Origin of the sequence: Streptomyces morookaense (genome assembly GCF_013030945.1) — a bacterium.
Classification (GTDB): domain Bacteria; phylum Actinomycetota; class Actinomycetes; order Streptomycetales; family Streptomycetaceae; genus Streptomyces; species Streptomyces morookaensis.
The window spans coordinates 90,614-112,523 of sequence record NZ_JABBXF010000039.1; the positions used below are offsets into that span (position 1 = coordinate 90,614).

The 21,910-nt window shown below is 67.3% G+C and carries 34 protein-coding genes; 32 read left to right on the forward strand and 2 right to left on the reverse strand.

Translation table 11 applies throughout. The features are described 5' to 3' along the window. Positions 1-56 precede the first annotated feature (56 nt). Entirely contained in the window at positions 57-1,250 is a 1,194-nt protein-coding gene (tuf, locus tag HG542_RS18255; RefSeq protein WP_171082755.1) for an elongation factor Tu, read from the forward strand. Between the two features lie 64 nt (positions 1,251-1,314). Here tuf and HG542_RS18260 read toward each other — a convergent pair whose 3' ends face one another. Together HG542_RS18260 and HG542_RS18265 are read right to left on the reverse strand one after the other, a co-directional pair. Continuing rightward, the gene (locus HG542_RS18260; protein WP_171082757.1) at positions 1,315-2,160 is read right to left on the reverse strand and encodes a metallophosphoesterase family protein; all 846 of its coding nucleotides are present in this window, start codon (positions 2,158-2,160) and stop codon (positions 1,315-1,317) included. A gap of 9 nt (positions 2,161-2,169) precedes the next feature. Next, complete coding sequence (locus HG542_RS18265) at positions 2,170-4,290, reverse strand: PIG-L family deacetylase (protein ID WP_229922865.1); 2,121 nt, start codon at positions 4,288-4,290, stop codon at positions 2,170-2,172. Between the two features lie 540 nt (positions 4,291-4,830). Here HG542_RS18265 and rpsJ point away from each other — a divergent pair. The 31 genes from rpsJ to truA all read left to right on the forward strand — a co-directional run bounded on the left by rpsJ (position 4,831) and on the right by truA (position 21,906). Beyond that, entirely contained in the window at positions 4,831-5,139 is a 309-nt protein-coding gene (gene rpsJ, locus HG542_RS18270) for a 30S ribosomal protein S10 (protein ID WP_003948644.1), read from the forward strand. Between the two features lie 13 nt (positions 5,140-5,152). Then, positions 5,153-5,797 (forward strand): 50S ribosomal protein L3, encoded by a 645-nt coding sequence (rplC, locus tag HG542_RS18275; protein WP_171082758.1) that lies wholly within the window; start codon positions 5,153-5,155, stop codon positions 5,795-5,797. Between the two features lie 8 nt (positions 5,798-5,805). After that, positions 5,806-6,456 (forward strand): 50S ribosomal protein L4, encoded by a 651-nt coding sequence (rplD, locus tag HG542_RS18280; protein WP_171082760.1) that lies wholly within the window; start codon positions 5,806-5,808, stop codon positions 6,454-6,456. Then, complete coding sequence (gene rplW / locus HG542_RS18285) at positions 6,456-6,779, forward strand: 50S ribosomal protein L23 (RefSeq protein WP_058046827.1); 324 nt, start codon at positions 6,456-6,458, stop codon at positions 6,777-6,779. Before rplD ends, rplW begins: the two co-directional genes overlap by 1 nt. Positions 6,780-6,819: 40 nt before the next feature. Continuing rightward, a complete protein-coding gene (gene rplB / locus HG542_RS18290; protein ID WP_171082762.1) occupies positions 6,820-7,656 on the forward strand; it encodes a 50S ribosomal protein L2 in 837 nt (278 codons plus the stop codon). Positions 7,657-7,668: 12 nt separating this feature from the next. Beyond that, positions 7,669-7,950, forward strand: a complete 282-nt coding sequence (gene rpsS, locus HG542_RS18295) for a 30S ribosomal protein S19 (RefSeq protein ID WP_004950443.1) — start codon at positions 7,669-7,671, stop codon at positions 7,948-7,950. Positions 7,951-7,991: 41 nt separating this feature from the next. After that, on the forward strand, positions 7,992-8,339 hold the full coding sequence (gene rplV, locus HG542_RS18300; protein WP_030685471.1) for a 50S ribosomal protein L22: 348 nt from the start codon (positions 7,992-7,994) through the stop codon (positions 8,337-8,339). Next, complete coding sequence (gene rpsC, locus HG542_RS18305; protein ID WP_171082764.1) at positions 8,339-9,160, forward strand: 30S ribosomal protein S3; 822 nt, start codon at positions 8,339-8,341, stop codon at positions 9,158-9,160. Before rplV ends, rpsC begins: the two co-directional genes overlap by 1 nt. A 5-nt stretch (positions 9,161-9,165) precedes the next feature. Beyond that, positions 9,166-9,585 (forward strand): 50S ribosomal protein L16, encoded by a 420-nt coding sequence (gene rplP / locus HG542_RS18310; RefSeq protein ID WP_004950450.1) that lies wholly within the window; start codon positions 9,166-9,168, stop codon positions 9,583-9,585. Next, complete coding sequence (rpmC, locus tag HG542_RS18315; RefSeq protein WP_004950453.1) at positions 9,585-9,809, forward strand: 50S ribosomal protein L29; 225 nt, start codon at positions 9,585-9,587, stop codon at positions 9,807-9,809. Before rplP ends, rpmC begins: the two co-directional genes overlap by 1 nt. After that, a complete protein-coding gene (gene rpsQ, locus HG542_RS18320) occupies positions 9,809-10,090 on the forward strand; it encodes a 30S ribosomal protein S17 (protein ID WP_171082766.1) in 282 nt (93 codons plus the stop codon). Before rpmC ends, rpsQ begins: the two co-directional genes overlap by 1 nt. Positions 10,091-10,184: 94 nt before the next feature. After that, complete coding sequence (gene rplN, locus HG542_RS18325) at positions 10,185-10,553, forward strand: 50S ribosomal protein L14 (protein WP_004946682.1); 369 nt, start codon at positions 10,185-10,187, stop codon at positions 10,551-10,553. A 2-nt stretch (positions 10,554-10,555) separates the two neighbouring features. After that, positions 10,556-10,879, forward strand: coding sequence for a 50S ribosomal protein L24 (gene rplX / locus HG542_RS18330; RefSeq protein ID WP_171082768.1), 324 nt, complete (start codon positions 10,556-10,558; stop codon positions 10,877-10,879). Then, complete coding sequence (gene rplE / locus HG542_RS18335; protein ID WP_373313215.1) at positions 10,876-11,430, forward strand: 50S ribosomal protein L5; 555 nt, start codon at positions 10,876-10,878, stop codon at positions 11,428-11,430. The genes rplX and rplE overlap by 4 nt, the downstream gene beginning before the upstream one ends. A gap of 2 nt (positions 11,431-11,432) precedes the next feature. Next, positions 11,433-11,618, forward strand: coding sequence for a type Z 30S ribosomal protein S14 (locus HG542_RS18340; protein WP_004946670.1), 186 nt, complete (start codon positions 11,433-11,435; stop codon positions 11,616-11,618). A gap of 209 nt (positions 11,619-11,827) precedes the next feature. Then, the gene (gene rpsH / locus HG542_RS18345; RefSeq protein WP_121801998.1) at positions 11,828-12,226 is read left to right on the forward strand and encodes a 30S ribosomal protein S8; all 399 of its coding nucleotides are present in this window, start codon (positions 11,828-11,830) and stop codon (positions 12,224-12,226) included. Between the two features lie 21 nt (positions 12,227-12,247). Beyond that, positions 12,248-12,787: a 50S ribosomal protein L6 gene (rplF, locus tag HG542_RS18350; protein WP_171082770.1), complete on the forward strand. Its 540-nt coding sequence runs from the start codon at positions 12,248-12,250 to the stop codon at positions 12,785-12,787. Between the two features lie 3 nt (positions 12,788-12,790). Further along, complete coding sequence (gene rplR / locus HG542_RS18355; protein ID WP_171082772.1) at positions 12,791-13,174, forward strand: 50S ribosomal protein L18; 384 nt, start codon at positions 12,791-12,793, stop codon at positions 13,172-13,174. A 46-nt stretch (positions 13,175-13,220) separates the two neighbouring features. Beyond that, on the forward strand, positions 13,221-13,823 hold the full coding sequence (rpsE, locus tag HG542_RS18360) for a 30S ribosomal protein S5 (protein WP_171082774.1): 603 nt from the start codon (positions 13,221-13,223) through the stop codon (positions 13,821-13,823). Further along, the gene (rpmD, locus tag HG542_RS18365; RefSeq protein ID WP_018558884.1) at positions 13,823-14,005 is read left to right on the forward strand and encodes a 50S ribosomal protein L30; all 183 of its coding nucleotides are present in this window, start codon (positions 13,823-13,825) and stop codon (positions 14,003-14,005) included. Before rpsE ends, rpmD begins: the two co-directional genes overlap by 1 nt. A 1-nt stretch (position 14,006) precedes the next feature. After that, positions 14,007-14,462: a 50S ribosomal protein L15 gene (gene rplO / locus HG542_RS18370; RefSeq protein ID WP_171082775.1), complete on the forward strand. Its 456-nt coding sequence runs from the start codon at positions 14,007-14,009 to the stop codon at positions 14,460-14,462. A gap of 206 nt (positions 14,463-14,668) precedes the next feature. Next, a complete protein-coding gene (gene secY, locus HG542_RS18375) occupies positions 14,669-15,982 on the forward strand; it encodes a preprotein translocase subunit SecY (protein WP_171082777.1) in 1,314 nt (437 codons plus the stop codon). Next, on the forward strand, positions 15,982-16,635 hold the full coding sequence (locus HG542_RS18380) for an adenylate kinase (RefSeq protein WP_171082780.1): 654 nt from the start codon (positions 15,982-15,984) through the stop codon (positions 16,633-16,635). The genes secY and HG542_RS18380 overlap by 1 nt, the downstream gene beginning before the upstream one ends. Positions 16,636-16,732: 97 nt before the next feature. Then, a complete protein-coding gene (gene map, locus HG542_RS18385; RefSeq protein ID WP_171082782.1) occupies positions 16,733-17,569 on the forward strand; it encodes a type I methionyl aminopeptidase in 837 nt (278 codons plus the stop codon). Between the two features lie 186 nt (positions 17,570-17,755). Next, positions 17,756-17,977, forward strand: coding sequence for a translation initiation factor IF-1 (infA, locus tag HG542_RS18390; RefSeq protein WP_003956442.1), 222 nt, complete (start codon positions 17,756-17,758; stop codon positions 17,975-17,977). A 61-nt stretch (positions 17,978-18,038) separates the two neighbouring features. Further along, positions 18,039-18,152, forward strand: a complete 114-nt coding sequence (gene rpmJ / locus HG542_RS18395; RefSeq protein WP_003956441.1) for a 50S ribosomal protein L36 — start codon at positions 18,039-18,041, stop codon at positions 18,150-18,152. 185 nt (positions 18,153-18,337) lie between these two features. Next, positions 18,338-18,718, forward strand: a complete 381-nt coding sequence (rpsM, locus tag HG542_RS18400; RefSeq protein WP_171082784.1) for a 30S ribosomal protein S13 — start codon at positions 18,338-18,340, stop codon at positions 18,716-18,718. Between the two features lie 63 nt (positions 18,719-18,781). Further along, positions 18,782-19,186: a 30S ribosomal protein S11 gene (rpsK, locus tag HG542_RS18405; RefSeq protein ID WP_003948617.1), complete on the forward strand. Its 405-nt coding sequence runs from the start codon at positions 18,782-18,784 to the stop codon at positions 19,184-19,186. Between the two features lie 127 nt (positions 19,187-19,313). Then, positions 19,314-20,336 (forward strand): DNA-directed RNA polymerase subunit alpha, encoded by a 1,023-nt coding sequence (locus HG542_RS18410; protein WP_004946635.1) that lies wholly within the window; start codon positions 19,314-19,316, stop codon positions 20,334-20,336. A gap of 144 nt (positions 20,337-20,480) precedes the next feature. Then, on the forward strand, positions 20,481-20,945 hold the full coding sequence (gene rplQ, locus HG542_RS18415; RefSeq protein ID WP_171082786.1) for a 50S ribosomal protein L17: 465 nt from the start codon (positions 20,481-20,483) through the stop codon (positions 20,943-20,945). 76 nt (positions 20,946-21,021) lie between these two features. After that, on the forward strand, positions 21,022-21,906 hold the full coding sequence (truA, locus tag HG542_RS18420) for a tRNA pseudouridine(38-40) synthase TruA (RefSeq protein ID WP_171082788.1): 885 nt from the start codon (positions 21,022-21,024) through the stop codon (positions 21,904-21,906). The last annotated feature ends 4 nt before the right edge of the window (positions 21,907-21,910 follow it).

Below are 21,910 nucleotides of genomic sequence, written 5' to 3' on the forward strand. Positions count from 1 at the left end.
AAGATCACCTGGCGCCGATGAGTAAGGCGTACAGAACCACTCCGTAGGAGGACCCAGTGGCGAAGGCGAAGTTCGAGCGGACTAAGCCGCACGTCAACATCGGCACCATCGGTCACGTCGACCACGGTAAGACCACTCTTACCGCGGCGATCACCAAGGTGCTGCACGACAAGTTCCCGGACCTGAACCCCTACACGCCTTTCGAGGACATCGACAAGGCCCCTGAGGAGCGTCAGCGCGGTATCACCATCTCCATCGCGCACGTTGAGTACCAGACGGATGCCCGTCACTACGCTCACGTGGACTGCCCGGGTCACGCGGACTACATCAAGAACATGATCACCGGTGCCGCCCAGATGGACGGCGCGATCCTGGTCGTGGCCGCCACCGACGGCCCGATGCCGCAGACCAAGGAGCACGTGCTCCTGGCCCGCCAGTCCGGTGTTCCGTACATCGTCGTCGCCCTGAACAAGGCCGACATGGTGGACGACGAGGAGATCCTGGAGCTCGTCGAGCTCGAGGTCCGTGAGCTCCTCAACGAGTACGAGTTCCCGGGCGACGACGCCCCGGTCGTCAAGATCTCCGCCCTGAAGGCGCTCGAGGGCGACCCGACCTGGGTCAAGTCCGTCGAGGACCTGATGGACGCTGTGGACGAGAACATCCCGCAGCCGGAGCGCGACGTCGACAAGCCGTTCCTGATGCCGATCGAGGACGTCTTCACGATCACCGGTCGTGGCACCGTCGTCACCGGTCGTATCGAGCGTGGTGTCCTGAAGGTCAACGAGACCGTCGACATCATCGGCATCAAGACCGAGAAGACCTCGACCACCGTCACCGGTATCGAGATGTTCCGCAAGCTGCTCGACGAGGGCCAGGCCGGTGAGAACGTCGGTCTGCTCCTCCGTGGCATCAAGCGCGAGGACGTCGAGCGCGGCCAGTGCATCATCAAGCCGGGTTCGGTCACCCCGCACACCGAGTTCGAGGCCACGGCGTACATCCTCTCCAAGGACGAGGGCGGCCGCCACACCCCGTTCTTCAACAACTACCGTCCGCAGTTCTACTTCCGTACGACTGACGTGACCGGTGTTGTGACCCTCAAGGAGGGCACGGAGATGGTCATGCCCGGCGACAACGCCGAGATGTCCGTCTCCCTGATCCAGCCCGTCGCGATGGAGGAGGGCCTGCGCTTCACCATCCGTGAGGGCGGCCGCACCGTCGGCGCCGGCCAGGTCACCAAGATCAACAAGTAAGCTCCGCTTGCTCGAGATCTGAGCGGGCCCCGCATCCTTCCCGGATGCGGGGCCCGCTCGCTTTTCATGCGCTGTACGGCAGGATCCGCCGCAGCAGGCCGCGCGGATGGCCGCGGCGGCGCCACTCCCGCGGATAGCCGATCGAGACCTCCTCGAAGCGCACGCCGTCGTACCAGGTCGTACGCGGAATGTGCAGATGCCCGTAGACCACGGCGGCCGTGGCGAAGCGCCGGTGCCAGTCGCCGGTGCGGACGGTGCCGCACCACTGGGCGAACTGCGGGTACGTCAGCACATCGGTGGGCTCGCGCACCAGCGGCCAGTGGCTGACCAGCACCAGCGGCAGCGCCGGGTCGTGCGCCGCCAGCCGGGCCTCGGTCTCCGCGACCCGCTCGCGGCACCAGTCGTCGATGCCGGCGTACGGCTCGGGGTGCAGCAGATACTCGTCCGTGCAGACGATCCCCGCCTCGTACGCCTCGGCCAGGGACTGCTCCTTGGTGGCCGCGGTGGGCGTGCGGAAGGTGTAGTCGTACAGCGTGAACACCGGCGCCACCGCGACCGGCCCGCCCTCGCCCCGCCACACCGGGTACGGGTCCTCGGGCGTGGCCACGCCGAGGCCGCGGCACAGCTCCACCAGGCGCTCGTAGCGGGCTTTGCCGCGCAGCTGGACGGGGTCGGTGCGCGGTGTCCACAGCTCGTGGTTGCCCGGCGTCCAGACGACCTTGGCGAACCGCCCGGCGAGCAGGCGCAGGGTGCGCTCGATGTCGTCGAACCGCTCGGCGACGTCGCCCGCGACGATCAGCCAGTCCCCGTCCGAGGCGGGGCGCAGCGATTCGGCGATGGGCACGTTGTCGGCGACGCCGGTGTGCAGGTCGCTGACGGCGAGGAGCGAAGGCGCAGGTAACAGCGGCATGCGGCCAACCTACGCGGCCGCGGGCCGCCAGATCCACGGCGTTGCGTCCATGCCCATGCCGACGGCGCACAGCTGATGCGCCGCGTCGACCGAGAGGGACGGCGTGCCCACGGGCAGGTACGAGCCCCCGGCCTGGACGGGGGAGCCGCCGGACTCCGCGTCGACGAGCTGCATACGGCCGTCCATGGCGCGGCCCAGGACCATCAGGGCGTCCTTGCCGCGCTGGGGGAGCAGCGCGGCGGCCAGCGGCCCGTAGCCCGAGAAGCCGTGCAGGCCCGAGGCGCTGACCTCCTCCGTGCCGTCGCCGCTCGCGGCGAGGCGGTACGAGACGGGCTCCGCCGCCTCCGGGACCCGGTAGACGAGGGTGACGGCGCCGTCCGGGCCCAGGCCCGCGGCGACGGGATCGCCGCCGGGGCCCGGCAGGCCCTTGAGCGGCATGAAGCTCACCGGCTTGTCCGGGGCCTCCTGGCTCCAGTGGTGCACGGTGTCCCGGCCGATGCCGAAGACGTGGACGCGGTGGTCCTTGTCCAGGACGGCGGTGAGGCCCTCCTGGATCTCCTGGCCGTGCAGGCTCTGCCACTTGCCCCACTTGCCGTCGGCCGCGCGCATCCGGCAGGAGACGCCCTTGCCCGCGTTGCGGACGAAGACGTACACGCGCCCGTCGGGCGTGGCGACGGCGGCGGGCATGCCGACGCGGCGTCCGCGCTCGGCCTTGTGCTCCGGGTTGCCCAGGCCCTTCCAGGCCCGGGAGGCGCCGCCCGCGGTGTGCTGCTCCAGGACGACGATCTCCCGGCTGTCCGCCCGGCCCTGGCCCTCCAGCTTGGCGAAGCGCATGCCGAACAGCAGCTGCCGCCCGGCCGAGTCCGTGACCGCGGCGAGAGCGGGGGCCAGCGGCCCGCCGCCGAGGTTCTGCGGGGCGCCCCAGCGGCCGCTGCCGGCGGAGGTCTCCTGCCAGCGCACGGCCTGCAGGCCCAGGACGCCGAAGGCCTCCAGGCGGCCGGCGCGGTCGCTGACGGCGACGGGCATGGCGCCGGGGTGCCGGTAGTGCGTGGAGCGGATCCAGCCCTTGCGGTTGGTGAGCGGCTTGTCGCCGCCCTGGCCGTAGTCGCCGCAGCCCGCGGCGTTGCCGCACTGCCAGCCGGGGTCGCCGCCGTAGTCGGCGACGAGCTTGTGCTTCTCCTCGACGATCTGCTGCGGGAGATTGTGCGGCCAGCGCTGGTTGTAGTAGCCGCGGAAGGACGTGGTGGTGAAGCGGGGCGGGTGGCCCTTGCGGCGGGTGGTGTCCGCGACCCACTGGGAGAGCGCCTTCCAGGTGAAGAGCGCGGTGGGGGTGTGGTCGCGGTGGTCCGAGCACGACCCGTAGTCGTTGTCCTTGGGGTGGCTCGCGTCGTGGACCTGGTAGTCCGGGTCCGGGTCCATGGTGTGGACCACGGTCGGCCCGTATGTGGCCATGATCGACGCCAGCACGTCGACCAGGGTGCTGTGCTCGTACTTGCTGACGCTGGTGCACGGCGAGCCGGTGGCGACCAGGCTCTGCATGACGGCGTAGGGCGCGTCCCAGAGGTGGGGGAGGCGGGTGTTGCCGGGGGAGAGCATGGCGATGTTGAGGAAGATCAGCCGGGCCCTGCGGTTGCCGTTGACGAGCTCGTTCGTCTCGGCCCGCACACCGCCCGGCAGGTCCAGGACGGACTTCTTCCAGGGCGTGAACCGGTCCGCGCCCAGCATCTCCGCGTACGCCTGGCGCAGGCCCTGGTGGCGTGCGGAGGAGTAGGCGGCCTTGTCGGGCTTGCTCCTGGGCATGCCCTTGATCCAGTTCTGCCCGACGGATTCGCCGGCGGTGACGTAGACCGAGACGACGGGGACGCCGGCCTGCACGATGCGCTCGGCGTCGGGGTTCATGAAGAACAGGTCGTCGTCGGGGTGCGCCATCACCTGGAGCAGCAGCGGGTTCTCGGCGCCGGTGAAGGACTGCCGGGAGGCCGGGTCGACGGCGGTGACGGGCGCTTCGGAGGGCTTGGACGGGCCGGAGCCGCCGCCGCTGCTGCACCCGGTGGCGCAGGCGGCCGTGGCGACCGCGATCCCCGCGAGTACGCTGCGGCGCGTGACGACCCCTCGCTGTGCGATGTTCACCTGACGAAACTCCGTCCCGTTGTGCAGCGTGCAGCCCCCGGATGTCCCCGCGTACGAGGGAGACGGCAGAGTGTCCGGGCGGGTTGCCCAAGCGCTCACAAAGCCTCCCCGGGACCCATAGTCTCGCCGGAAAGCGGCGGGTTGGTTTGACAACTGAGCCGCTCGGGGTACCTTTTTCGGCTGCGATTGGCGTCCCTTCGGGCCCGTGTGGCACACTGTTCAGGTTGCTCGGTTGAGTGCCGATGCTGCGCGCCTCCCGCCGGGAGGACTGGAAGCGAGTCCCGCAGTACTCGTCGTCCCTTCTCAGGGGCGGAAGTACGGGAATCTTCCGGGAAGTGTCAGCGGGGTACCGGCCAGGCACTCGGTGGGTGTTCTTCCCCCACAACCCCCTTGAGCAGGGATCTTCCTTCGGGGAGATCTGCTGGAAGGGGCGCGACACGCCCGACCGCGTGGGTCGGAGAGTGGAGCGGGGAGGGACGGTGCGGCCGCACGGCCCGCCGAGTTCCGGAGCGTTACGAGAGACAGGACTACGAAGTAGCCATGGCGGGACAGAAGATCCGCATCCGGCTCAAGGCCTACGACCACGAGGTCATCGACTCCTCGGCGAAGAAGATCGTCGAGACGGTGACCCGCACTGGTGCGTCGGTCGCGGGCCCGGTGCCGCTGCCCACTGAGAAGAACGTGTACTGCGTCATCAAGTCGCCGCACAAGTACAAGGACTCGCGCGAGCACTTCGAGATGCGCACGCACAAGCGCCTCATCGACATCCTCGACCCCACGCCGAAGACGGTTGACTCGCTGATGCGTCTCGACCTGCCGGCCGGCGTCGACATCGAGATCAAGCTCTGAGGTGACGCGCGAGATGGCTAAGCAGATCAAGGGCGTCCTGGGCGAGAAGCTCGGCATGACGCAGGTCTGGGACGAGAACAACCGTGTCGTCCCGGTGACCGTCGTCAAGGCCGGGCCCTGCGTCGTTACCCAGGTCCGCACCAACGACACCGACGGCTACGAGTCGGTCCAGATCGCCTTCGGCGAGATCGACCCGCGCAAGGTGAACAAGCCCCTCAAGGGCCACTTCGCCAAGGCCGACGTGACCCCCCGCCGCCACCTGGTGGAGCTCCGCACCTCCGACGCCTCCGAGTACACCCTCGGTCAGGAGATCACCGCGGACGTGTTCGAGGCCGGCGTCAAGGTCGACGTCACCGGCAAGAGCAAGGGCAAGGGCTTCGCCGGTGTCATGAAGCGCCACAACTTCCGTGGCCTCGGCGCCGGGCACGGCACCCAGCGCAAGCACCGCTCCCCCGGTTCCATCGGTGGCTGTGCCACCCCGGGCCGTGTGTTCAAGGGCCTCCGCATGGCGGGCCGCATGGGCAACGAGCGGGTCACCACCCAGAACCTGACCGTCCACGCCGTTGACGCGGAGAAGGGTCTGCTGCTCATCAAGGGCGCAGTTCCTGGTCCGAACGGCGGCCTCGTCCTGGTCCGTACCGCGGCCAAGGGGGCCTGAGGTAACCGATGAGCACCATTGACATCCTTTCGCCGGCAGGCGACAAGGCCGGGACCGTCGAGCTCCCCGCGGAGATCTTCGACGCCAAGGTCAGCGTTCCGCTGATCCACCAGGTCGTCGTCGCGCAGCTGGCCGCTGCCCGTCAGGGCACGCACAAGACCAAGACCCGTGGCGAGGTCCGCGGCGGTGGCAAGAAGCCGTACCGCCAGAAGGGCACCGGTCGCGCCCGTCAGGGTTCGACCCGCGCGCCGCAGTTCGCCGGTGGTGGCGTCGTGCACGGTCCCGTGCCGCGTGACTACTCGCAGCGGACCCCGAAGAAGATGAAGGCCGCCGCCCTGCGCGGTGCCCTCACCGACCGGGCGCGTCACTCCCGCATCCACGTCGTCTCCGGCGTGGTCGACGGCGCGGTGTCCACCAAGGCCGCCAAGGGCCTGTTCGGCAAGATCTCGGAGCGCAAGAACCTGCTCCTGGTCGCCGAGCGCTCCGACGAGGCCGCGTGGCTGTCCGCCCGCAACCTGCCCCAGGTGCACATCCTGGAGCCGGGCCAGCTGAACACGTACGACGTGCTCGTCTCCGACGACGTGGTCTTCACCCAGGCCGCTCTCGAGTCCTTCGTGTCTGGCCCCAAGGCCGTTGAGACCGAAGGGAGCGAGGCCTGATGACTGAGGCCGTCGTCACCAGCAAGACCTTCTCGGACCCGCGCGACCTCCTGGTCAAGCCGGTTGTCTCGGAGAAGAGCTACGCGCTGCTGGACGAGAACAAGTACACGTTCATCGTCGACCCGCGCGCCAACAAGACCCAGATCAAGCAGGCCGTCGAGGCGGTCTTCTCGGTCAAGGTCACCGGGGTCAACACGATCAACCGTCAGGGTAAGCGCAAGCGCACCAAGACCGGTTTCGGCAAGCGCGCCAACACCAAGCGCGCCATCGTGACCCTCGCCGAGGGCGACCGTATCGACATCTTCGGCGGCCCGGTCTCCTAACGGAGTTCCGAGTCGTCCGATATCGGACGAGGACTGAAAAATGGGTATCCGCAAGTACAAGCCGACGACTCCGGGCCGTCGTGGCTCCAGCGTCGCCGACTTTGTCGAGATCACGCGGTCCACGCCGGAGAAGTCGCTGGTCCGCCCGCTGCACAGCAAGGGCGGCCGTAACAACGCCGGTCGTGTGACCGTTCGCCACCAGGGCGGTGGCCACAAGCGCGCCTACCGTGTGATCGACTTCCGTCGTCACGACAAGGACGGCGTGCCGGCCAAGGTCGCTCACATCGAGTACGACCCGAACCGCACCGCGCGCATCGCGCTGCTCCACTACCTGGACGGCGAGAAGCGCTACATCATCGCTCCGCGTGGCCTGAACCAGGGCGACCGGATCGAGAACGGCCCCGGGGCCGACATCAAGCCGGGCAACAACCTGCCGCTGCGCAACATCCCGGTCGGTACGACGATCCACGCCATCGAGCTGCGGCCCGGCGGCGGTGCGAAGATCGCCCGTTCCGCCGGTTCCTCCGTGCAGCTGCTGGCGAAGGAGGGCGCCTACGCCCACCTGCGCATGCCGTCCGGTGAGGTCCGCCTGGTCGACATCCGCTGCCGCGCCACCGTCGGCGAGGTCGGCAACGCCGAGCAGTCGAACATCAACTGGGGCAAGGCCGGCCGCATGCGCTGGAAGGGCGTCCGCCCGACCGTCCGCGGTGTCGCCATGAACCCCGTTGACCACCCGCACGGTGGTGGTGAGGGCAAGACCTCCGGTGGTCGCCACCCGGTCTCGCCGTGGGGTCAGAAGGAGGGTCGTACTCGTTCTCCCAAGAAGGCGAGCAACAAGTACATCGTCCGCCGCCGCAAGACGAACAAGAAGCGCTAGGAGCGGGTTTAGATGCCGCGTAGTCTCAAGAAGGGACCCTTCGTCGACGGCCACCTCATCAAGAAGGTGGACGCTCAGAACGAGGCTGGTACCAAGAACGTCATCAAGACCTGGTCCCGTCGCTCCATGATCGTGCCGGCCATGCTCGGCCACACGCTCGCGGTGCACAACGGCAAGACCCATGTCCCGGTGTTCGTCACCGAGTCCATGGTCGGCCACAAGCTCGGCGAGTTCTCGCCGACCCGCACCTTCCGCGGCCACGTCAAGGACGACCGCAAGTCGAAGCGCCGCTAAGCGGGGTGCGAACGACTATGACTGACACCGAAGGGACAACCATGGAAGCCAGGGCCCAGGCGCGGTACATCCGCGTCACGCCCATGAAGGCCCGCCGCGTGGTGGACCTCATCCGTGGCATGGACGCCACGGAGGCTCAGGCGGTCCTGCGTTTCGCCCCGCAGGCCGCGAGCGTGCCGGTGGGCAAGGTGCTGGACAGCGCCATTGCCAACGCCGCGCACAACTACGACCACACGGACGCCTCTTCGCTGTACATCAGCGAGGCGTACGTCGACGAGGGCCCGACCCTGAAGCGGTTCCGTCCGCGTGCTCAGGGCCGTGCCTACCGGATCCGCAAGCGGACCAGCCACATCACCGTGGTCGTCAGCAGCAAGGAAGGAACCCGGTAATGGGCCAGAAGGTTAACCCGCACGGGTTCCGGCTCGGCATCACCACGGACTTCAAGTCCCGCTGGTACGCCGACAAGCTGTACAAGGACTACGTCAAGGAAGACGTTGCCATTCGTCGCATGATGACGAAGGGCATGGAGCGCGCCGGTATCTCGAAGGTTGAGATCGAGCGCACCCGCGACCGCGTCCGCGTCGACATCCACACCGCCCGCCCGGGCATCGTCATCGGCCGCCGTGGCGCCGAGGCCGACCGCATCCGTGGCGAGCTGGAGAAGCTGACCGGCAAGCAGGTCCAGCTGAACATCCTCGAGGTCAAGAACCCCGAGGTGGACGCTCAGCTGGTGGCCCAGGCCGTCGCCGAGCAGCTGTCCTCCCGTGTCTCCTTCCGTCGCGCCATGCGCAAGAGCATGCAGTCGACGATGAAGGCCGGCGCCAAGGGCATCAAGATCCAGTGCGGTGGCCGTCTCGGCGGCGCCGAGATGTCCCGCTCGGAGTTCTACCGCGAGGGCCGTGTGCCCCTGCACACGCTCCGTGCGAACGTCGACTACGGCTTCTTCGAGGCCAAGACCACCTTCGGCCGTATCGGCGTGAAGGTCTGGATCTACAAGGGCGACGTCAAGAACATCGCCGAGGTCCGCGCGGAGAACGCCGCGGCCCGTGCGGGCAACCGCCCGTCGCGTGGCGCCGGCGAGCGCCCGGCCCGTGGTGGCCGTGGCGGCGAGCGCGGTGGCCGCGGCCGCAAGCCGCAGCAGGCTGCTGCCGAGGCCCCCAAGGCCGAGGCCACCGCTGCTCCGGCTGAGACCACCGGAACGGAGGCCTGACCGACATGCTGATCCCTCGCAGGGTCAAGCACCGCAAGCAGCACCACCCCAAGCGGAACGGCATGGCCAAGGGTGGCACCGAGCTCGCCTTCGGTGAGTACGGTATCCAGGCCCTGACCCCGGCCTATGTGACGAACCGTCAGATCGAGTCCGCTCGTATCGCCATGACGCGTCACATCAAGCGTGGCGGCAAGGTGTGGATCAACATCTACCCGGACCGTCCCCTCACGAAGAAGCCCGCCGAGACCCGCATGGGTTCCGGTAAGGGTTCCCCCGAGTGGTGGGTCGCGAACGTCAAGCCCGGTCGGGTGATGTTCGAGCTGTCCTTCCCGAACGAGAAGGTTGCACGTGAGGCGCTCACCCGAGCCGCCCACAAGCTTCCGATGAAGTGCCGCATTGTTCGGCGCGAGGCAGGTGAGTCGTGATGGCTGCCGGTACCAAGGCGACCGAGCTGCGTGAGCTGAACAACGAGGACCTCGTTGCCAAGCTGCGTGAGGCCAAGGAAGAGCTGTTCAACCTCCGTTTCCAGGCGGCGACCGGACAGCTTGAGAACCACGGCCGGCTGAAGGCCGTCCGCAAGGACATCGCCCGGATCTACACCCTGATGCGTGAGCGCGAGCTCGGCATCGAGACGGTGGAGAGCGCCTGATGAGCGAGAAGAACATGACTGAGACGAACGAGCGCGGCTACCGCAAGACCCGTGAGGGCCTCGTCGTCAGCGACAAGATGGACAAGACCGTCGTCGTCGCTGTCGAGGACCGCGTCAAGCACGCGCTGTACGGCAAGGTCATCCGCCGTACCAACAAGCTCAAGGCGCACGACGAGCAGAACGCCGCGGGTGTCGGCGACCGCGTCCTCCTCATGGAGACCCGGCCGCTGTCCGCGACGAAGCGCTGGCGCGTCGTCGAGATCCTCGAGAAGGCCAAGTAATTTCTGAGGGGTTTCCCTCGGATAAGTTCCGCCAGGCTCGGCAGGGGCTCCTCGGAGCCCCTGCCGGGAACCGGCAGACGATCAGGAGATAGACGTGATCCAGCAGGAGTCGCGACTTCGCGTCGCCGACAACACTGGTGCCAAGGAGATCCTTTGCATCCGTGTTCTCGGTGGCTCGGGTCGCCGCTACGCGGGCATCGGTGACGTCATCGTCGCCACCGTCAAGGACGCGATCCCCGGTGGCAACGTGAAGAAGGGCGACGTCGTCAAGGCTGTCGTCGTTCGCACCGTCAAGGAGCGCCGCCGTCCGGACGGCTCGTACATCCGCTTTGACGAGAACGCGGCGGTCATCCTCAAGAACGACGGTGACCCCCGCGGCACCCGTATCTTCGGCCCCGTCGGCCGAGAGCTGCGCGAGAAGAAGTTCATGAAGATCGTCTCGCTCGCGCCGGAGGTGCTGTAAGCATGAAGATCAAGAAGGGCGACCTGGTTCAGGTCATCACCGGCAAGGACAAGGGCAAGCAGGGCAAGGTCGTTCAGGCCATGCCCGCTGAGAACCGCGTCCTCGTCGAGGGTGTCAACCGGGTCAAGAAGCACACCAAGGCCGGCCAGACCGCCCGTGGTTCCAAGACCGGCGGCATCGTGACCACCGAGGCCCCGATCCACGTCAGCAACGTTCAGCTGATCGTGGAGAAGGACGGCAAGAAGGTCGTCACTCGCGTCGGTTACCGCTTCGACGAGAACGGCAACAAGATCCGCGTTGCCAAGCGGACGGGTGAGGACATCTGATGGCTACCACTCCGCGTCTCAAGACGAAGTACCGCGAGGAGATCTCGGGCAAGCTGCGTGAGGAGTTCTCGTACGAGAACGTCATGCAGGTTCCCGGCCTGACCAAGATCGTGGTCAACATGGGTGTGGGCGACGCCGCCCGCGACTCCAAGCTGATCGAGGGCGCCATCCGCGACCTCACCACGATCACCGGTCAGAAGCCCGCCGTCACCAAGGCCCGTAAGTCCATCGCGCAGTTCAAGCTGCGCGAGGGCCAGCCGATCGGTGCCCACGTCACCCTCCGTGGCGACCGCATGTGGGAGTTCCTGGACCGCACCCTGTCGCTCGCGCTGCCGCGCATCCGCGACTTCCGTGGTCTCTCCCCCAAGCAGTTCGACGGTCGGGGCAACTACACCTTCGGTCTCACGGAGCAGGTCATGTTCCACGAGATCGACCAGGACAAGATCGACCGGGTCCGGGGCATGGACATCACCGTGGTGACCACGGCGAAGAACGACGACGAGGGCCGCGCCCTGCTTCGTCACCTCGGCTTCCCCTTCAAGGAGAACTGACCGTGGCGAAGAAGTCTCTGATTGCCAAGGCCGCTCGCAAGCCGAAGTTCTCGGTTCGCGCGTACACCCGCTGCAACCGCTGCGGCCGCCCGCACTCCGTCTACCGCAAGTTCGGCCTCTGCCGCGTGTGCCTTCGTGAGATGGCTCACCGTGGCGAGCTGCCGGGCGTGACCAAGAGCTCCTGGTAACAACCCACTTGGGTTGACCAGGGCTCTCGGTAAGCATCAAGGACGGCGGGGGCCCAGCCCCGACTCACGTAGAGTTGAAGGGTTGGGTGCCCGCCGCCCATGACCGTCTTACTACGCCGTAGGTCCCCGCGCCGCACCCGTCCCGACACTGTTCGGGGAGAGGGATGGCGCAGATAGGAAACCCCGGCGAGAGAGGCCGAAGGCCAAACATGACCATGACCGATCCGATCGCAGACATGCTGACCCGTCTGCGGAACGCGAACTCGGCGTACCACGACTCCGTGGCCATGCCTGCCAGCAAGATCAAGGCGCACATCGCCGAGATCCTGCAGCAGGAGGGCTACATCGCCGGCTGGAAGGTCGAGGACGCCGAGGTCGGCAAGTCCCTCGTCATCGACCTGAAGTTCGGCCCGAACCGTGAGCGCTCCATCGCGGGCATCAAGCGGATTTCGAAGCCGGGCCTGCGGGTCTACGCAAAGTCCACCAACCTGCCGAAGGTCCTCGGCGGCCTGGGCGTGGCGATCATCTCCACGTCCCACGGTCTCCTGACCGGCCAGCAGGCCAGCAAGAAGGGCGTGGGTGGGGAAGTCCTCGCCTACGTCTGGTAATCGGGAACGGAGGAAAAGCCAATGTCGCGAATCGGCAAGCTCCCCATCCAGGTTCCCGCTGGTGTGGACGTCACCATCGATGGCCGCACGGTCCAGGTGAAGGGCCCCAAGGGCACCCTGACCCACACCGTTGCCGCGCCCATCGAGATCGTCAAGGGCGAGGACGGCACCCTTCAGGTGACCCGTCCCAACGACGAGCGTCAGAACAAGGCCCTGCACGGCCTGTCCCGCACGCTGGTGGCGAACATGATCACCGGCGTGACCCAGGGTTACAGCAAGAACCTCGAGATCAGCGGTGTCGGTTACCGCGTCCAGGCGAAGGGCTCCAACCTGGAGTTCGCCCTGGGCTACAGCCACCCGATCCTGGTCGAGGCTCCCGAGGGCATCACCTTCAAGGTGGAGTCCCCGACCAAGCTGTCTGTCGAGGGCATCGACAAGCAGAAGGTCGGCGAGGTCGCCGCGAACATCCGCAAGCTGCGGAAGCCCGACCCGTACAAGGCCAAGGGCGTCAAGTACGCGGGCGAGGTCATCCGCCGCAAGGTCGGAAAGGCTGGTAAGTAAGCCATGGCATACGGTGTCAAGATTGCTAAGGGCGACGCCTACAAGCGTGCCGCCAAGCAGCGCCGTCACATCCGCATCCGTAAGAACATCTCGGGTACGGCTGAGCGCCCCCGTCTTGTGGTGACGCGTACCAACCGTGGCATCACCGCTCAGGTCATCGACGACCTCAAGGGTCACACCCTGGCGTCGGCGTCGCACCTGGACGCGTCGATCCGTGGTGGCGAGGGCGACAAGGGCGCCCAGGCCAAGAAGGTTGGCGCCCTGGTCGCCGAGCGTGCCAAGGCCGCCGGTGTCGAGGCCGTCGTGTTCGACCGCGGTGGCAACCAGTACGCCGGGCGCATCGCCGCTCTGGCTGACGCCGCCCGCGAAGCCGGGCTGAAGTTCTAAGCCCCGGTTCCGGAGCTAGCGGACGTAACAGAGAGAGGTAATTCCAATGGCTGGACCCCAGCGCCGCGGTGGCGGCGCCGGTGGCGGCGAGCGGCGGGACCGGAAGGGCCGTGACGGTGGCGCTGCCGCCGAGAAGACCGCGTACGTTGAGCGCGTAGTCGCGATCAACCGCGTCGCCAAGGTTGTCAAGGGTGGCCGTCGCTTCAGCTTCACCGCGCTGGTCGTGGTGGGTGACGGCGAGGGCACCGTGGGTGTCGGTTACGGCAAGGCCAAGGAAGTTCCCGCGGCCATCGCCAAGGGCGTGGAAGAGGCCAAGAAGAACTTCTTCCGTGTCCCCCGCATCGCGGGCACCATCCCCCACCCCATCCAGGGTGAGAAGGCGGCCGGTGTCGTTCTGCTCAAGCCCGCCACCCCCGGTACCGGTGTTATCGCCGGTGGCCCGGTGCGTGCGGTGCTCGAGTGCGCCGGCATCCACGACATCCTGTCGAAGTCGCTCGGTTCTTCGAACCCGATCAACATCGTGCACGCCACGGTGGAGGCGCTCAAGGGCCTGCAGCGGCCCGAGGAGATCGCCGCCCGTCGTGGTCTGCCGCTCGAGGACGTCGCCCCCGCCGCTCTGCTGCGGGCGCGTGCAGGGGTGAGCGCGTAATGGCTCGTCTCAAGGTCACGCAGGTCAAGTCCTACATCGGCAGCAAGCAGAACCACCGCGACACCCTGCGTTCGCTCGGGCTCAAGCGCCTGAACGACGTGGTTGTCAAGGAGGACCGCCCCGAGATCCGCGGCATGGTGCACACCGTCCGCCACCTCGTGACGGTCGAGGAGGTCGACTGACATGGCGGAGCAGAACCCGCTGAAGGTCCACAACCTCCGTCCCGCCCCGGGCGCCAAGACCGCCAAGACCCGTGTGGGTCGTGGTGAGGCGTCGAAGGGTAAGACGGCTGGTCGCGGTACCAAGGGTACGAAGGCCCGTTACCAGGTTCCGGAGCGCTTCGAGGGTGGCCAGATGCCGCTCCACATGCGCCTCCCGAAGCTGAAGGGCTTCAAGAACCCCGCCCACAAGCAGTTCCAGGTCGTGAACCTGGACAAGCTGGCCGAGCTCTACCCGCAGGGTGGCGAGGTCACGGTGGCCGGTCTGGTCGCCAAGGGCGCTGTTCGCAAGAACGAGCTCGTCAAGGTCCTTGGCCAGGGCGAGATCTCCGTGGCGCTGCAGGTGACGGTCGACGCCGTCTCCGGCTCCGCCAAGGAGAAGATCGCCGCCGCCGGCGGCACCGTCACCGAGCTCATCTGAGTTCGTTGATCTGACAACCGGGGATGTCCCATAACGGGGCATCCCCGGTTGGTCGTTCCAAGGGGGGCACGGTCGCCGGTAAGGTGGCGTGCACTGCTGTTAACCTCCGTGCGGCCTGCTTCCGTACGGACTTTGACCGATTTGTATTCGTCGATCCTCAAGACCGTCACCTCTCGCGTGGCTGCGTGAGAGGCGCAGGAGGCACCGTGCTCACCGCGTTCGCCCGGGCGTTCAAGACGCCCGACCTGCGCAAGAAGCTACTGTTCACGCTGGGCATCATGGTGCTCTTCAGGCTCGGGGCACATGTCCCCGTGCCGGGCGTCGACTACCGCAACGTCCAGACGTGCCTCGACCAGGCCAAGAGCGGCCAGAGCCTTTTCGGCCTCGTGAACATGTTCAGCGGTGGTGCACTGCTGCAGGTCACGATCTTCGCGCTCGGCATCATGCCCTACATCACGGCGAGCATCATCCTGCAGCTGCTCACGGTCGTGATCCCACGCCTGGAAGCCCTCAAGAAGGAGGGGCAGAGCGGCCAGACCAAGATCACGCAGTACACGCGTTATCTGACCGTCGCGCTCGCCGTCCTCCAGGGCACCGGACTCGTGGCCACTGCCAGCACCGGTGCGCTGTTCGGGAGTTGCCCCGTCGGCAACCAGATCGTGCCGAACCACTCGATCTTCACCACGATCACGATGGTCATCACGATGACCGCCGGCACCTGCCTGATCATGTGGCTCGGTGAGCTCATCACCGACCGCGGCATCGGCAACGGCATGTCGATCCTGATGTTCACCTCCATCGCCGCCGGCTTCCCGGGCGCCCTGTGGGGCATCAAGATGCAGGGCAAGCTGATGGGCGGCTGGCTGGAGTTCGGCCTGGTGATCCTCTGCGGTCTGGCCATGGTCGCGCTCGTCGTCTTCGTCGAGCAGGCCCAGCGCCGGATCCCCGTGCAGTATGCGAAGCGCATGATCGGCCGCCGTTCGTACGGCGGTACGTCCACCTACATCCCGCTCAAGGTGAACCAGGCGGGTGTGATCCCCGTCATCTTCGCCTCGTCGCTCCTCTACATCCCGGCTCTGCTGGTGCAGTTCACCGGCTCCAAGGCGGGCTGGGCGACGTGGGTGCAGACCAACCTGGTCAAGGGCGACCACCCCGTCTACATCGTCACGTACTTCCTGCTGATCGTTTTCTTCGCCTTCTTCTACGTCGCCATCTCCTTCAACCCCGAAGAAGTTGCGGACAATATGAAGAAGTATGGTGGCTTCATCCCGGGCATCCGGGCCGGCCGACCCACCGCGGAGTATCTGAGCTACGTGCTGAACCGCATCACGTGGCCTGGCTCGCTGTACCTGGGCTTGATTGCGCTGGTGCCGACCGTGGCACTGGTCACACTCAACGCAAACCAGAACTTCCCGTTCGGGGGAACCAGCATCCTGATCATCGTGGGTGTCGGTCTGGAGACTGTGAAGCAGATCGAGAGCCAGCTTCAGCAGCGCAACTACGAAGGGTTCCTCCGCTGATGCGAATCGTCCTCGTCGGGCCGCCCGGCGCCGGCAAGGGTACGCAGGCCGCGTACCTCGCCAAGAATCTCGCGATCCCGCACATCTCGACGGGTGACCTGTTCCGGGCGAACATCAGCCAGGGCACGGAGCTGGGCCTGCGGGCCAAGGGCTACATGGACGCGGGCCAGCTGGTCCCGGACGAGGTCACCATCGGGATGGCCCGCGACCGGATGAACCAGCCGGATGCCGAGAACGGCTTCCTGCTCGACGGCTTCCCGCGGAACGTCGCCCAGGCCGAGGCCCTCGACGAGGCCCTCCAGGCGGACGGCGTGAAGCTGGACGCCGTGCTGGACCTGGAGGTCCCGGAGGACGAGGTGGTCAAGCGCATCGCCGGCCGCCGGATCTGCCGGAACGACTCCAGCCACGTCTTCCACGTCACCTACAGCCGCCCGAAGCAGGACGGCGTGTGCGACGTCTGCGGCGGCGAGCTGTACCAGCGCGACGACGACAGCGAGGACACCGTCCGCAAGCGGCTCGAGGTCTACCACACGCAGACGGAGCCGATCATCGACTACTACAAGGCCCAGGGCCTGGTGGTGACGATCTCGGCCCTCGGCAAGGTCGCCGAGGTCACCGGACGGGCGATGGACGCCCTGGAGCGCAGCTCCTGACCCTCACGGTCTGTACACGGCCGCGGTGCCCTTGCGGGCACCGCGGCCGTAGTGTTGTTTCCGCCCAGCCAACCGAGAGCCGAGAAAGGCACCCCACATGGTGGAGATCAAAACCCCCCAGCAGATCGCGAAGATGCGCGAGGCGGGGCTGGTCGTCGCCGCCATCCACGCGGCCACCCGGGAGGCGGCCGTGCCCGGTGCCACGACCAAGGACCTGGACGACGTCGCCCGCAAGGTGATCGCCGAGCACGGTGCCAAGTCGAACTTCCTGGGGTACGGCGGGTTCCCCGCCACCATCTGCACCTCGGTGAACGAGGTCGTCGTGCACGGCATCCCGGACACGAAGACCGTCCTGAAGGACGGCGACATCATCTCGATCGACGCCGGCGCGATCATCGACGGCTGGCACGCGGACGCGGCCTTCACGGCCTTCGTGGGCTCCGGTCACGCCCCGGAGCTGATCGAGCTCTCCCGGGTGACCGAGGAGTCCATGTGGGCCGGCATCGCCGCCGTGAAGAACGGCAACCGCCTGGTCGACCTCTCCAAGGCCATCGAGGGCTACATCCGCCGCCAGCCGCGTCCCGCGAGCGGCAAGTACGGGATCATCGAGGACTACGGCGGGCACGGCATCGGCTCCGAGATGCACATGGACCCCCACCTGCTGAACTACGTGTCCCGCAAGCGGGGCAAGGGGCCGAAGCTGGTGCCGGGGTTCTGCATCGCCATCGAGCCGATGGTGAGCCTGGGGACGGCGAAGACGCATGTCCTGGAGGACGACTGGACCGTCCTGACGGACGACATGACCTGGTCCTCCCACTGGGAGCACTCCATCGCCCTCACGGAGGAGGGCCCCCTGGTCCTGACGGCCCCGGACGGCGGCCGCGCCAAGCTGGCCGCGATGGGCATCACGGCCGCGCCTGACCCGCTGGCCTGACGTCCGGGCGGGGCGCCGTCCATAAGCCGGTGAGCCGGAAGACGGGTGGACGTATCACCCTCGATTAGGCTTTCCCGTTTCACTGACGTAGACTGACGCGTCGGCTCTCGTCTATCCGCATGCCCGCGTTCCGCGTGGGGGTGCGAATACGGAGTCGATCAAGGTAGCCGATTCGAAAGGCGAAGCGTGGCCAAGAAGCAAGGTGCCATCGAGATCGAGGGCACCGTGATCGAGTCTCTGCCGAACGCGATGTTCAAGGTGGAACTCCAGAACGGTCACAAGGTCCTCGCGCACATCAGCGGCAAGATGCGGATGCACTACATCCGTATCCTTCCCGACGACCGGGTCGTGGTGGAGTTGTCCCCGTACGACCTGACGCGCGGCCGGATCGTCTACCGCTACAAGTAGATCTTGCCCATAGCCCCGCCTCCCGTGGGGTGAAGGCACTGACCCGGAGAACCTGCATCCCATGAAGGTCAAGCCGAGCGTCAAGAAGATCTGCGACAAGTGCAAGGTGATCCGCCGCCACGGCCGGGTCATGGTCATCTGCGACAACCTGCGCCACAAGCAGCGCCAGGGCTGACGCAGAACCTGCACTTCAGCAGTTTCTTCGCGCGACGCGAGCAATACGTACATACGCAGGACCCGTCCCTCTCTGTGATGGAGGGCGACACCCCCGGCTCGGAGGCCGGGGACCCAGCCGGTACCTGATACGGCCCCTGGGAGCGGTCTTGTGGAAGACCTCCGACGAACATCTGGAGCCAGTCAATGGCACGCGTTTCCGGTGTCGACATCCCGCGTGAAAAGCGCGTGGAGGTCGCACTCACCTACGTCTTCGGCATCGGCCGCACCCTGGCGAAGGAGACCCTCGCCAACACCGGTGTGAACCCGAACACCCGCGTTCGTGACCTGTCCGAGGAGGACCTGGTCAAGATCCGCGAGTACGTGGACGCCAACATCAAGACCGAGGGCGACCTGCGTCGCGAGGTCCAGGCCGACATCCGCCGCAAGGTCGAGATCGGCTGCTACCAGGGTCTGCGCCACCGTCGTGGCCTGCCCGTCCACGGCCAGCGCACCAGCACGAACGCTCGTACCCGCAAGGGCCCGCGTCGCGCCATCGCCGGCAAGAAGAAGCCGGGCAAGAAGTAGTCCTCAGCGGACGCTCACCAGCGGTCTTCGCTGTAGGACCGACCACCTCCACGGGAGAATCGAATGCCCCCCAAGGGACGCCAGGGCGCTGCCAAGAAGGTGCGCCGCAAGGAAAAGAAGAACGTCGCTCACGGCCACGCGCACATCAAGAGCACGTTCAACAACACCATCGTTTCGATCACCGACCCCACGGGCAACGTGATCTCCTGGGCCTCCGCCGGCCACGTCGGCTTCAAGGGCTCGCGCAAGTCCACCCCGTTCGCCGCGCAGATGGCCGCCGAGTCGGCTGCCCGTCGCGCGCAGGAGCACGGCATGCGCAAGGTCGACGTCTTCGTCAAGGGCCCGGGTTCCGGTCGTGAGACCGCCATCCGCTCGCTCCAGGCGACCGGCCTCGAGGTTGGCTCCATCCAGGACGTCACCCCGACCCCGCACAACGGCTGCCGTCCGCCGAAGCGTCGTCGCGTCTGACGCGTCGGCCGCTTCGCGGTTGCCTTGAGGGTGTGGGCGGCACGGCTCTTCGGAGCCGTGCCGCCCGTACCCTTGTAGTACCTCAGGACATCAAATAGTGGGTGTCCATGACTGAAGGATCCTTCGCATGCTGATCGCTCAGCGTCCCTCCCTCACCGAAGAGGTCGTTGACGAGTTCCGTTCCCGGTTCGTCATCGAGCCGCTGGAGCCGGGCTTCGGCTACACCCTCGGCAACTCCCTGCGTCGTACGCTCCTCTCCTCGATCCCGGGTGCGGCGGTCACGTCCATCCGCATCGACGGTGTCCTGCACGAGTTCACCACCGTGCCGGGCGTCAAGGAGGACGTCACCGACCTCATCCTCAACATCAAGCAGCTGGTCGTCTCCTCGGAGCACGACGAGCCGGTCGTGATGTACCTGCGCAAGCAGGGCCCGGGTCTGGTCACCGCCGCCGACATCGCCCCGCCGGCCGGTGTCGAGGTGCACAACCCCGACCTGGTCCTGGCGACCCTGAACGCCAAGGGCAAGCTGGAGATGGAGCTGACCGTCGAGCGCGGTCGCGGCTACGTCTCCGCCGTCCAGAACAAGCAGGTGGGCCAGGAGATCGGCCGTATCCCGGTCGACTCCATCTACTCGCCGGTTCTCAAGGTCACCTACAAGGTCGAGGCGACCCGTGTCGAGCAGCGCACCGACTTCGACAAGCTGATCGTCGACGTCGAGACCAAGCAGGCCATGCGCCCGCGCGACGCCATGGCGTCCGCCGGCAAGACCCTGGTCGAGCTGTTCGGTCTGGCCCGCGAGCTCAACATCGACGCCGAGGGCATCGACATGGGCCCGTCCCCGACGGACGCCGCCCTGGCCGCCGACCTGGCGCTGCCGATCGAGGAGCTCGAGCTCACCGTTCGGTCCTACAACTGCCTCAAGCGCGAGGGCATCCACTCCGTGGGTGAGCTCGTCGCCCGTTCCGAGGCCGACCTGCTCGACATCCGCAACTTCGGTGCGAAGTCGATCGACGAGGTCAAGGCGAAGCTGGCCGGCATGGGCCTGGCCCTCAAGGACAGCCCGCCCGGATTCGACCCGACCGCCGCCGCCGACGCGTTTGGCGCCGACGACGACGCGGACGCGGGTTTTGTGGAGACCGAGCAGTACTGATCGGTCTTCGGCTGCAGGTCCGCTTCGGCTGACCGCGCAGTTCCCCGCGCCCTTCGGGGCGCGGGGTCTCCGACAGGCGACCGCCTGCTCGGATACTGACTCCGGTACCTGGTACGGCCGGGGCAGACACCTAGGAGAAACACCATGCCGCGTCCCACCAAGGGTGCCCGTCTCGGCGGCGGCGCCGCGCACGAGAAGCTGATGCTGGCGAACCTCGCCAAGTCGCTCTTCGAGCACGGCCGCATCACCACGACCGAGGCCAAGGCCCGCCGCCTGCGTCCGGTCGCGGAGCGCCTGATCACCAAGGCGAAGAAGGGCGACATCCACAACCGTCGCCAGGTGCTGCAGACGATCACCGACAAGGGCGTCGTCCACACCCTCTTCACCGAGATCGCTCCGCGCTTCGCCGAGCGTCCGGGTGGCTACACCCGCATCACCAAGATCGGCAACCGTCGTGGCGACAACGCCCCGATGGCCGTGATCGAGCTGGTCGAGGGCGAGATCGCCAAGAAGGCGACCGTCGCCGAGGCCGAGGCCGCCACCAAGCGTGCGGTCAAGGAGTCCGAGGCTGCTGCCGAGGCTCCGGCCGAGGAGTCGAAGGACGCCTGACGCACATCGTGTGTCAGGACGGGCCCGCCCCTTTCGGGGGCGGGCCCGTCCCGCATTTGTGGAAGGAAATTCTGCGGTGAGTGACGAGGTGGAGCCCGGCAAGGTCCGGGTGCGGCTGGACCTGTCGTACGACGGCAAGGACTTCTCGGGCTGGGCCAAGCAGCGCGAGGGGCAGCGCACGGTCCAGGGCGAGCTGGAGGACGCGATCCGGACGGTGACGCGCTCGTCCGAGACGTACGAACTGACCGTCGCCGGGCGGACGGACGCCGGTGTGCACGCCCGCGGGCAGGTCGCGCACGTCGATCTGCCGGCCGAGGTGTGGGCCGAGCACCAGGACAAGCTGCTGCGCCGATTGGCCGGACGGCTCCCGCACGACGTCCGGGTCTGGAAGGCCGAGGAGGCGCCGGCCGGTTTCAACGCGCGGTTCTCGGCGGTCTGGCGGCGTTACGCCTACCGGGTGACGGACCATCACGGCGGCGTCGACCCGCTGTTGCGTGGTCATGTCCTGTGGCACGACTGGCCGTTGGACGTCGACGCGATGAACGCCGCCGCGGAGAAGCTCGTCGGCGAGCACGACTTCGCCGCGTACTGCAAGAAGCGCGAGGGTGCCACCACCATCCGTACGCTGCAGCAGCTGAGTTGGGTGCGGGACGCGTCCGGCGTCATCACGGCGACGGTGAAGGCGGACGCCTTCTGCCACAACATGGTGCGGTCGCTCGTCGGCGCGCTGCTGTTCGTCGGTGACGGGCACCGGCCGGTCGACTGGCCCGGCAAGGTGCTGGCGGCGGGGGTGCGGGACTCGGCGGTGCATGTCGTGCGGCCGCACGGGCTGACGCTCGAAGAGGTCGGCTACCCGGCCGACTCCGAGCTGGCGGCCCGCAACCGGGAAGCGCGCAACAAGCGGACTCTCCCGGCTGACGCTGGGCGGTACCCCCATCCCGGCAGTTCGGGCTGCTGCTGAGCCG

What these genes read in the sequence shown, in the direction of transcription:
- rplQ (WP_171082786.1), top strand. Translation starts at nt 20,481, where the DNA reads ATGCCGCGTCCCACCAAGGGTGCCCGTCTCGGCGGCGGCGCCGCGCAC.
- rpsJ (WP_003948644.1), top strand. Translation starts at nt 4,831, where the DNA reads ATGGCGGGACAGAAGATCCGCATCCGGCTCAAGGCCTACGACCACGAG.
- rpsC (WP_171082764.1), top strand. Translation starts at nt 8,339, where the DNA reads ATGGGCCAGAAGGTTAACCCGCACGGGTTCCGGCTCGGCATCACCACG.
- rpsK (WP_003948617.1), top strand. Translation starts at nt 18,782, where the DNA reads ATGCCCCCCAAGGGACGCCAGGGCGCTGCCAAGAAGGTGCGCCGCAAG.
- rplF (WP_171082770.1), top strand. Translation starts at nt 12,248, where the DNA reads ATGTCGCGAATCGGCAAGCTCCCCATCCAGGTTCCCGCTGGTGTGGAC.
- rpsS (WP_004950443.1), top strand. Translation starts at nt 7,669, where the DNA reads ATGCCGCGTAGTCTCAAGAAGGGACCCTTCGTCGACGGCCACCTCATC.
- rpsE (WP_171082774.1), top strand. Translation starts at nt 13,221, where the DNA reads ATGGCTGGACCCCAGCGCCGCGGTGGCGGCGCCGGTGGCGGCGAGCGG.
- rplV (WP_030685471.1), top strand. Translation starts at nt 7,992, where the DNA reads ATGGAAGCCAGGGCCCAGGCGCGGTACATCCGCGTCACGCCCATGAAG.
- rpmC (WP_004950453.1), top strand. Translation starts at nt 9,585, where the DNA reads ATGGCTGCCGGTACCAAGGCGACCGAGCTGCGTGAGCTGAACAACGAG.
- rplC (WP_171082758.1), top strand. Translation starts at nt 5,153, where the DNA reads ATGGCTAAGCAGATCAAGGGCGTCCTGGGCGAGAAGCTCGGCATGACG.
- rplO (WP_171082775.1), top strand. Translation starts at nt 14,007, where the DNA reads ATGGCGGAGCAGAACCCGCTGAAGGTCCACAACCTCCGTCCCGCCCCG.
- rplB (WP_171082762.1), top strand. Translation starts at nt 6,820, where the DNA reads ATGGGTATCCGCAAGTACAAGCCGACGACTCCGGGCCGTCGTGGCTCC.
- rplP (WP_004950450.1), top strand. Translation starts at nt 9,166, where the DNA reads ATGCTGATCCCTCGCAGGGTCAAGCACCGCAAGCAGCACCACCCCAAG.
- rpsM (WP_171082784.1), top strand. Translation starts at nt 18,338, where the DNA reads ATGGCACGCGTTTCCGGTGTCGACATCCCGCGTGAAAAGCGCGTGGAG.
- HG542_RS18380 (WP_171082780.1), top strand. Translation starts at nt 15,982, where the DNA reads ATGCGAATCGTCCTCGTCGGGCCGCCCGGCGCCGGCAAGGGTACGCAG.
- rplX (WP_171082768.1), top strand. Translation starts at nt 10,556, where the DNA reads ATGAAGATCAAGAAGGGCGACCTGGTTCAGGTCATCACCGGCAAGGAC.
- map (WP_171082782.1), top strand. Translation starts at nt 16,733, where the DNA reads ATGGTGGAGATCAAAACCCCCCAGCAGATCGCGAAGATGCGCGAGGCG.
- rpsQ (WP_171082766.1), top strand. Translation starts at nt 9,809, where the DNA reads ATGAGCGAGAAGAACATGACTGAGACGAACGAGCGCGGCTACCGCAAG.
- HG542_RS18410 (WP_004946635.1), top strand. Translation starts at nt 19,314, where the DNA reads ATGCTGATCGCTCAGCGTCCCTCCCTCACCGAAGAGGTCGTTGACGAG.
- rpmJ (WP_003956441.1), top strand. Translation starts at nt 18,039, where the DNA reads ATGAAGGTCAAGCCGAGCGTCAAGAAGATCTGCGACAAGTGCAAGGTG.
- HG542_RS18260 (WP_171082757.1), bottom strand. Translation starts at nt 2,160, where the DNA reads ATGCCGCTGTTACCTGCGCCTTCGCTCCTCGCCGTCAGCGACCTGCAC.
- rpsH (WP_121801998.1), top strand. Translation starts at nt 11,828, where the DNA reads ATGACCATGACCGATCCGATCGCAGACATGCTGACCCGTCTGCGGAAC.
- rplD (WP_171082760.1), top strand. Translation starts at nt 5,806, where the DNA reads ATGAGCACCATTGACATCCTTTCGCCGGCAGGCGACAAGGCCGGGACC.
- rpmD (WP_018558884.1), top strand. Translation starts at nt 13,823, where the DNA reads ATGGCTCGTCTCAAGGTCACGCAGGTCAAGTCCTACATCGGCAGCAAG.
- rplR (WP_171082772.1), top strand. Translation starts at nt 12,791, where the DNA reads ATGGCATACGGTGTCAAGATTGCTAAGGGCGACGCCTACAAGCGTGCC.
- rplW (WP_058046827.1), top strand. Translation starts at nt 6,456, where the DNA reads ATGACTGAGGCCGTCGTCACCAGCAAGACCTTCTCGGACCCGCGCGAC.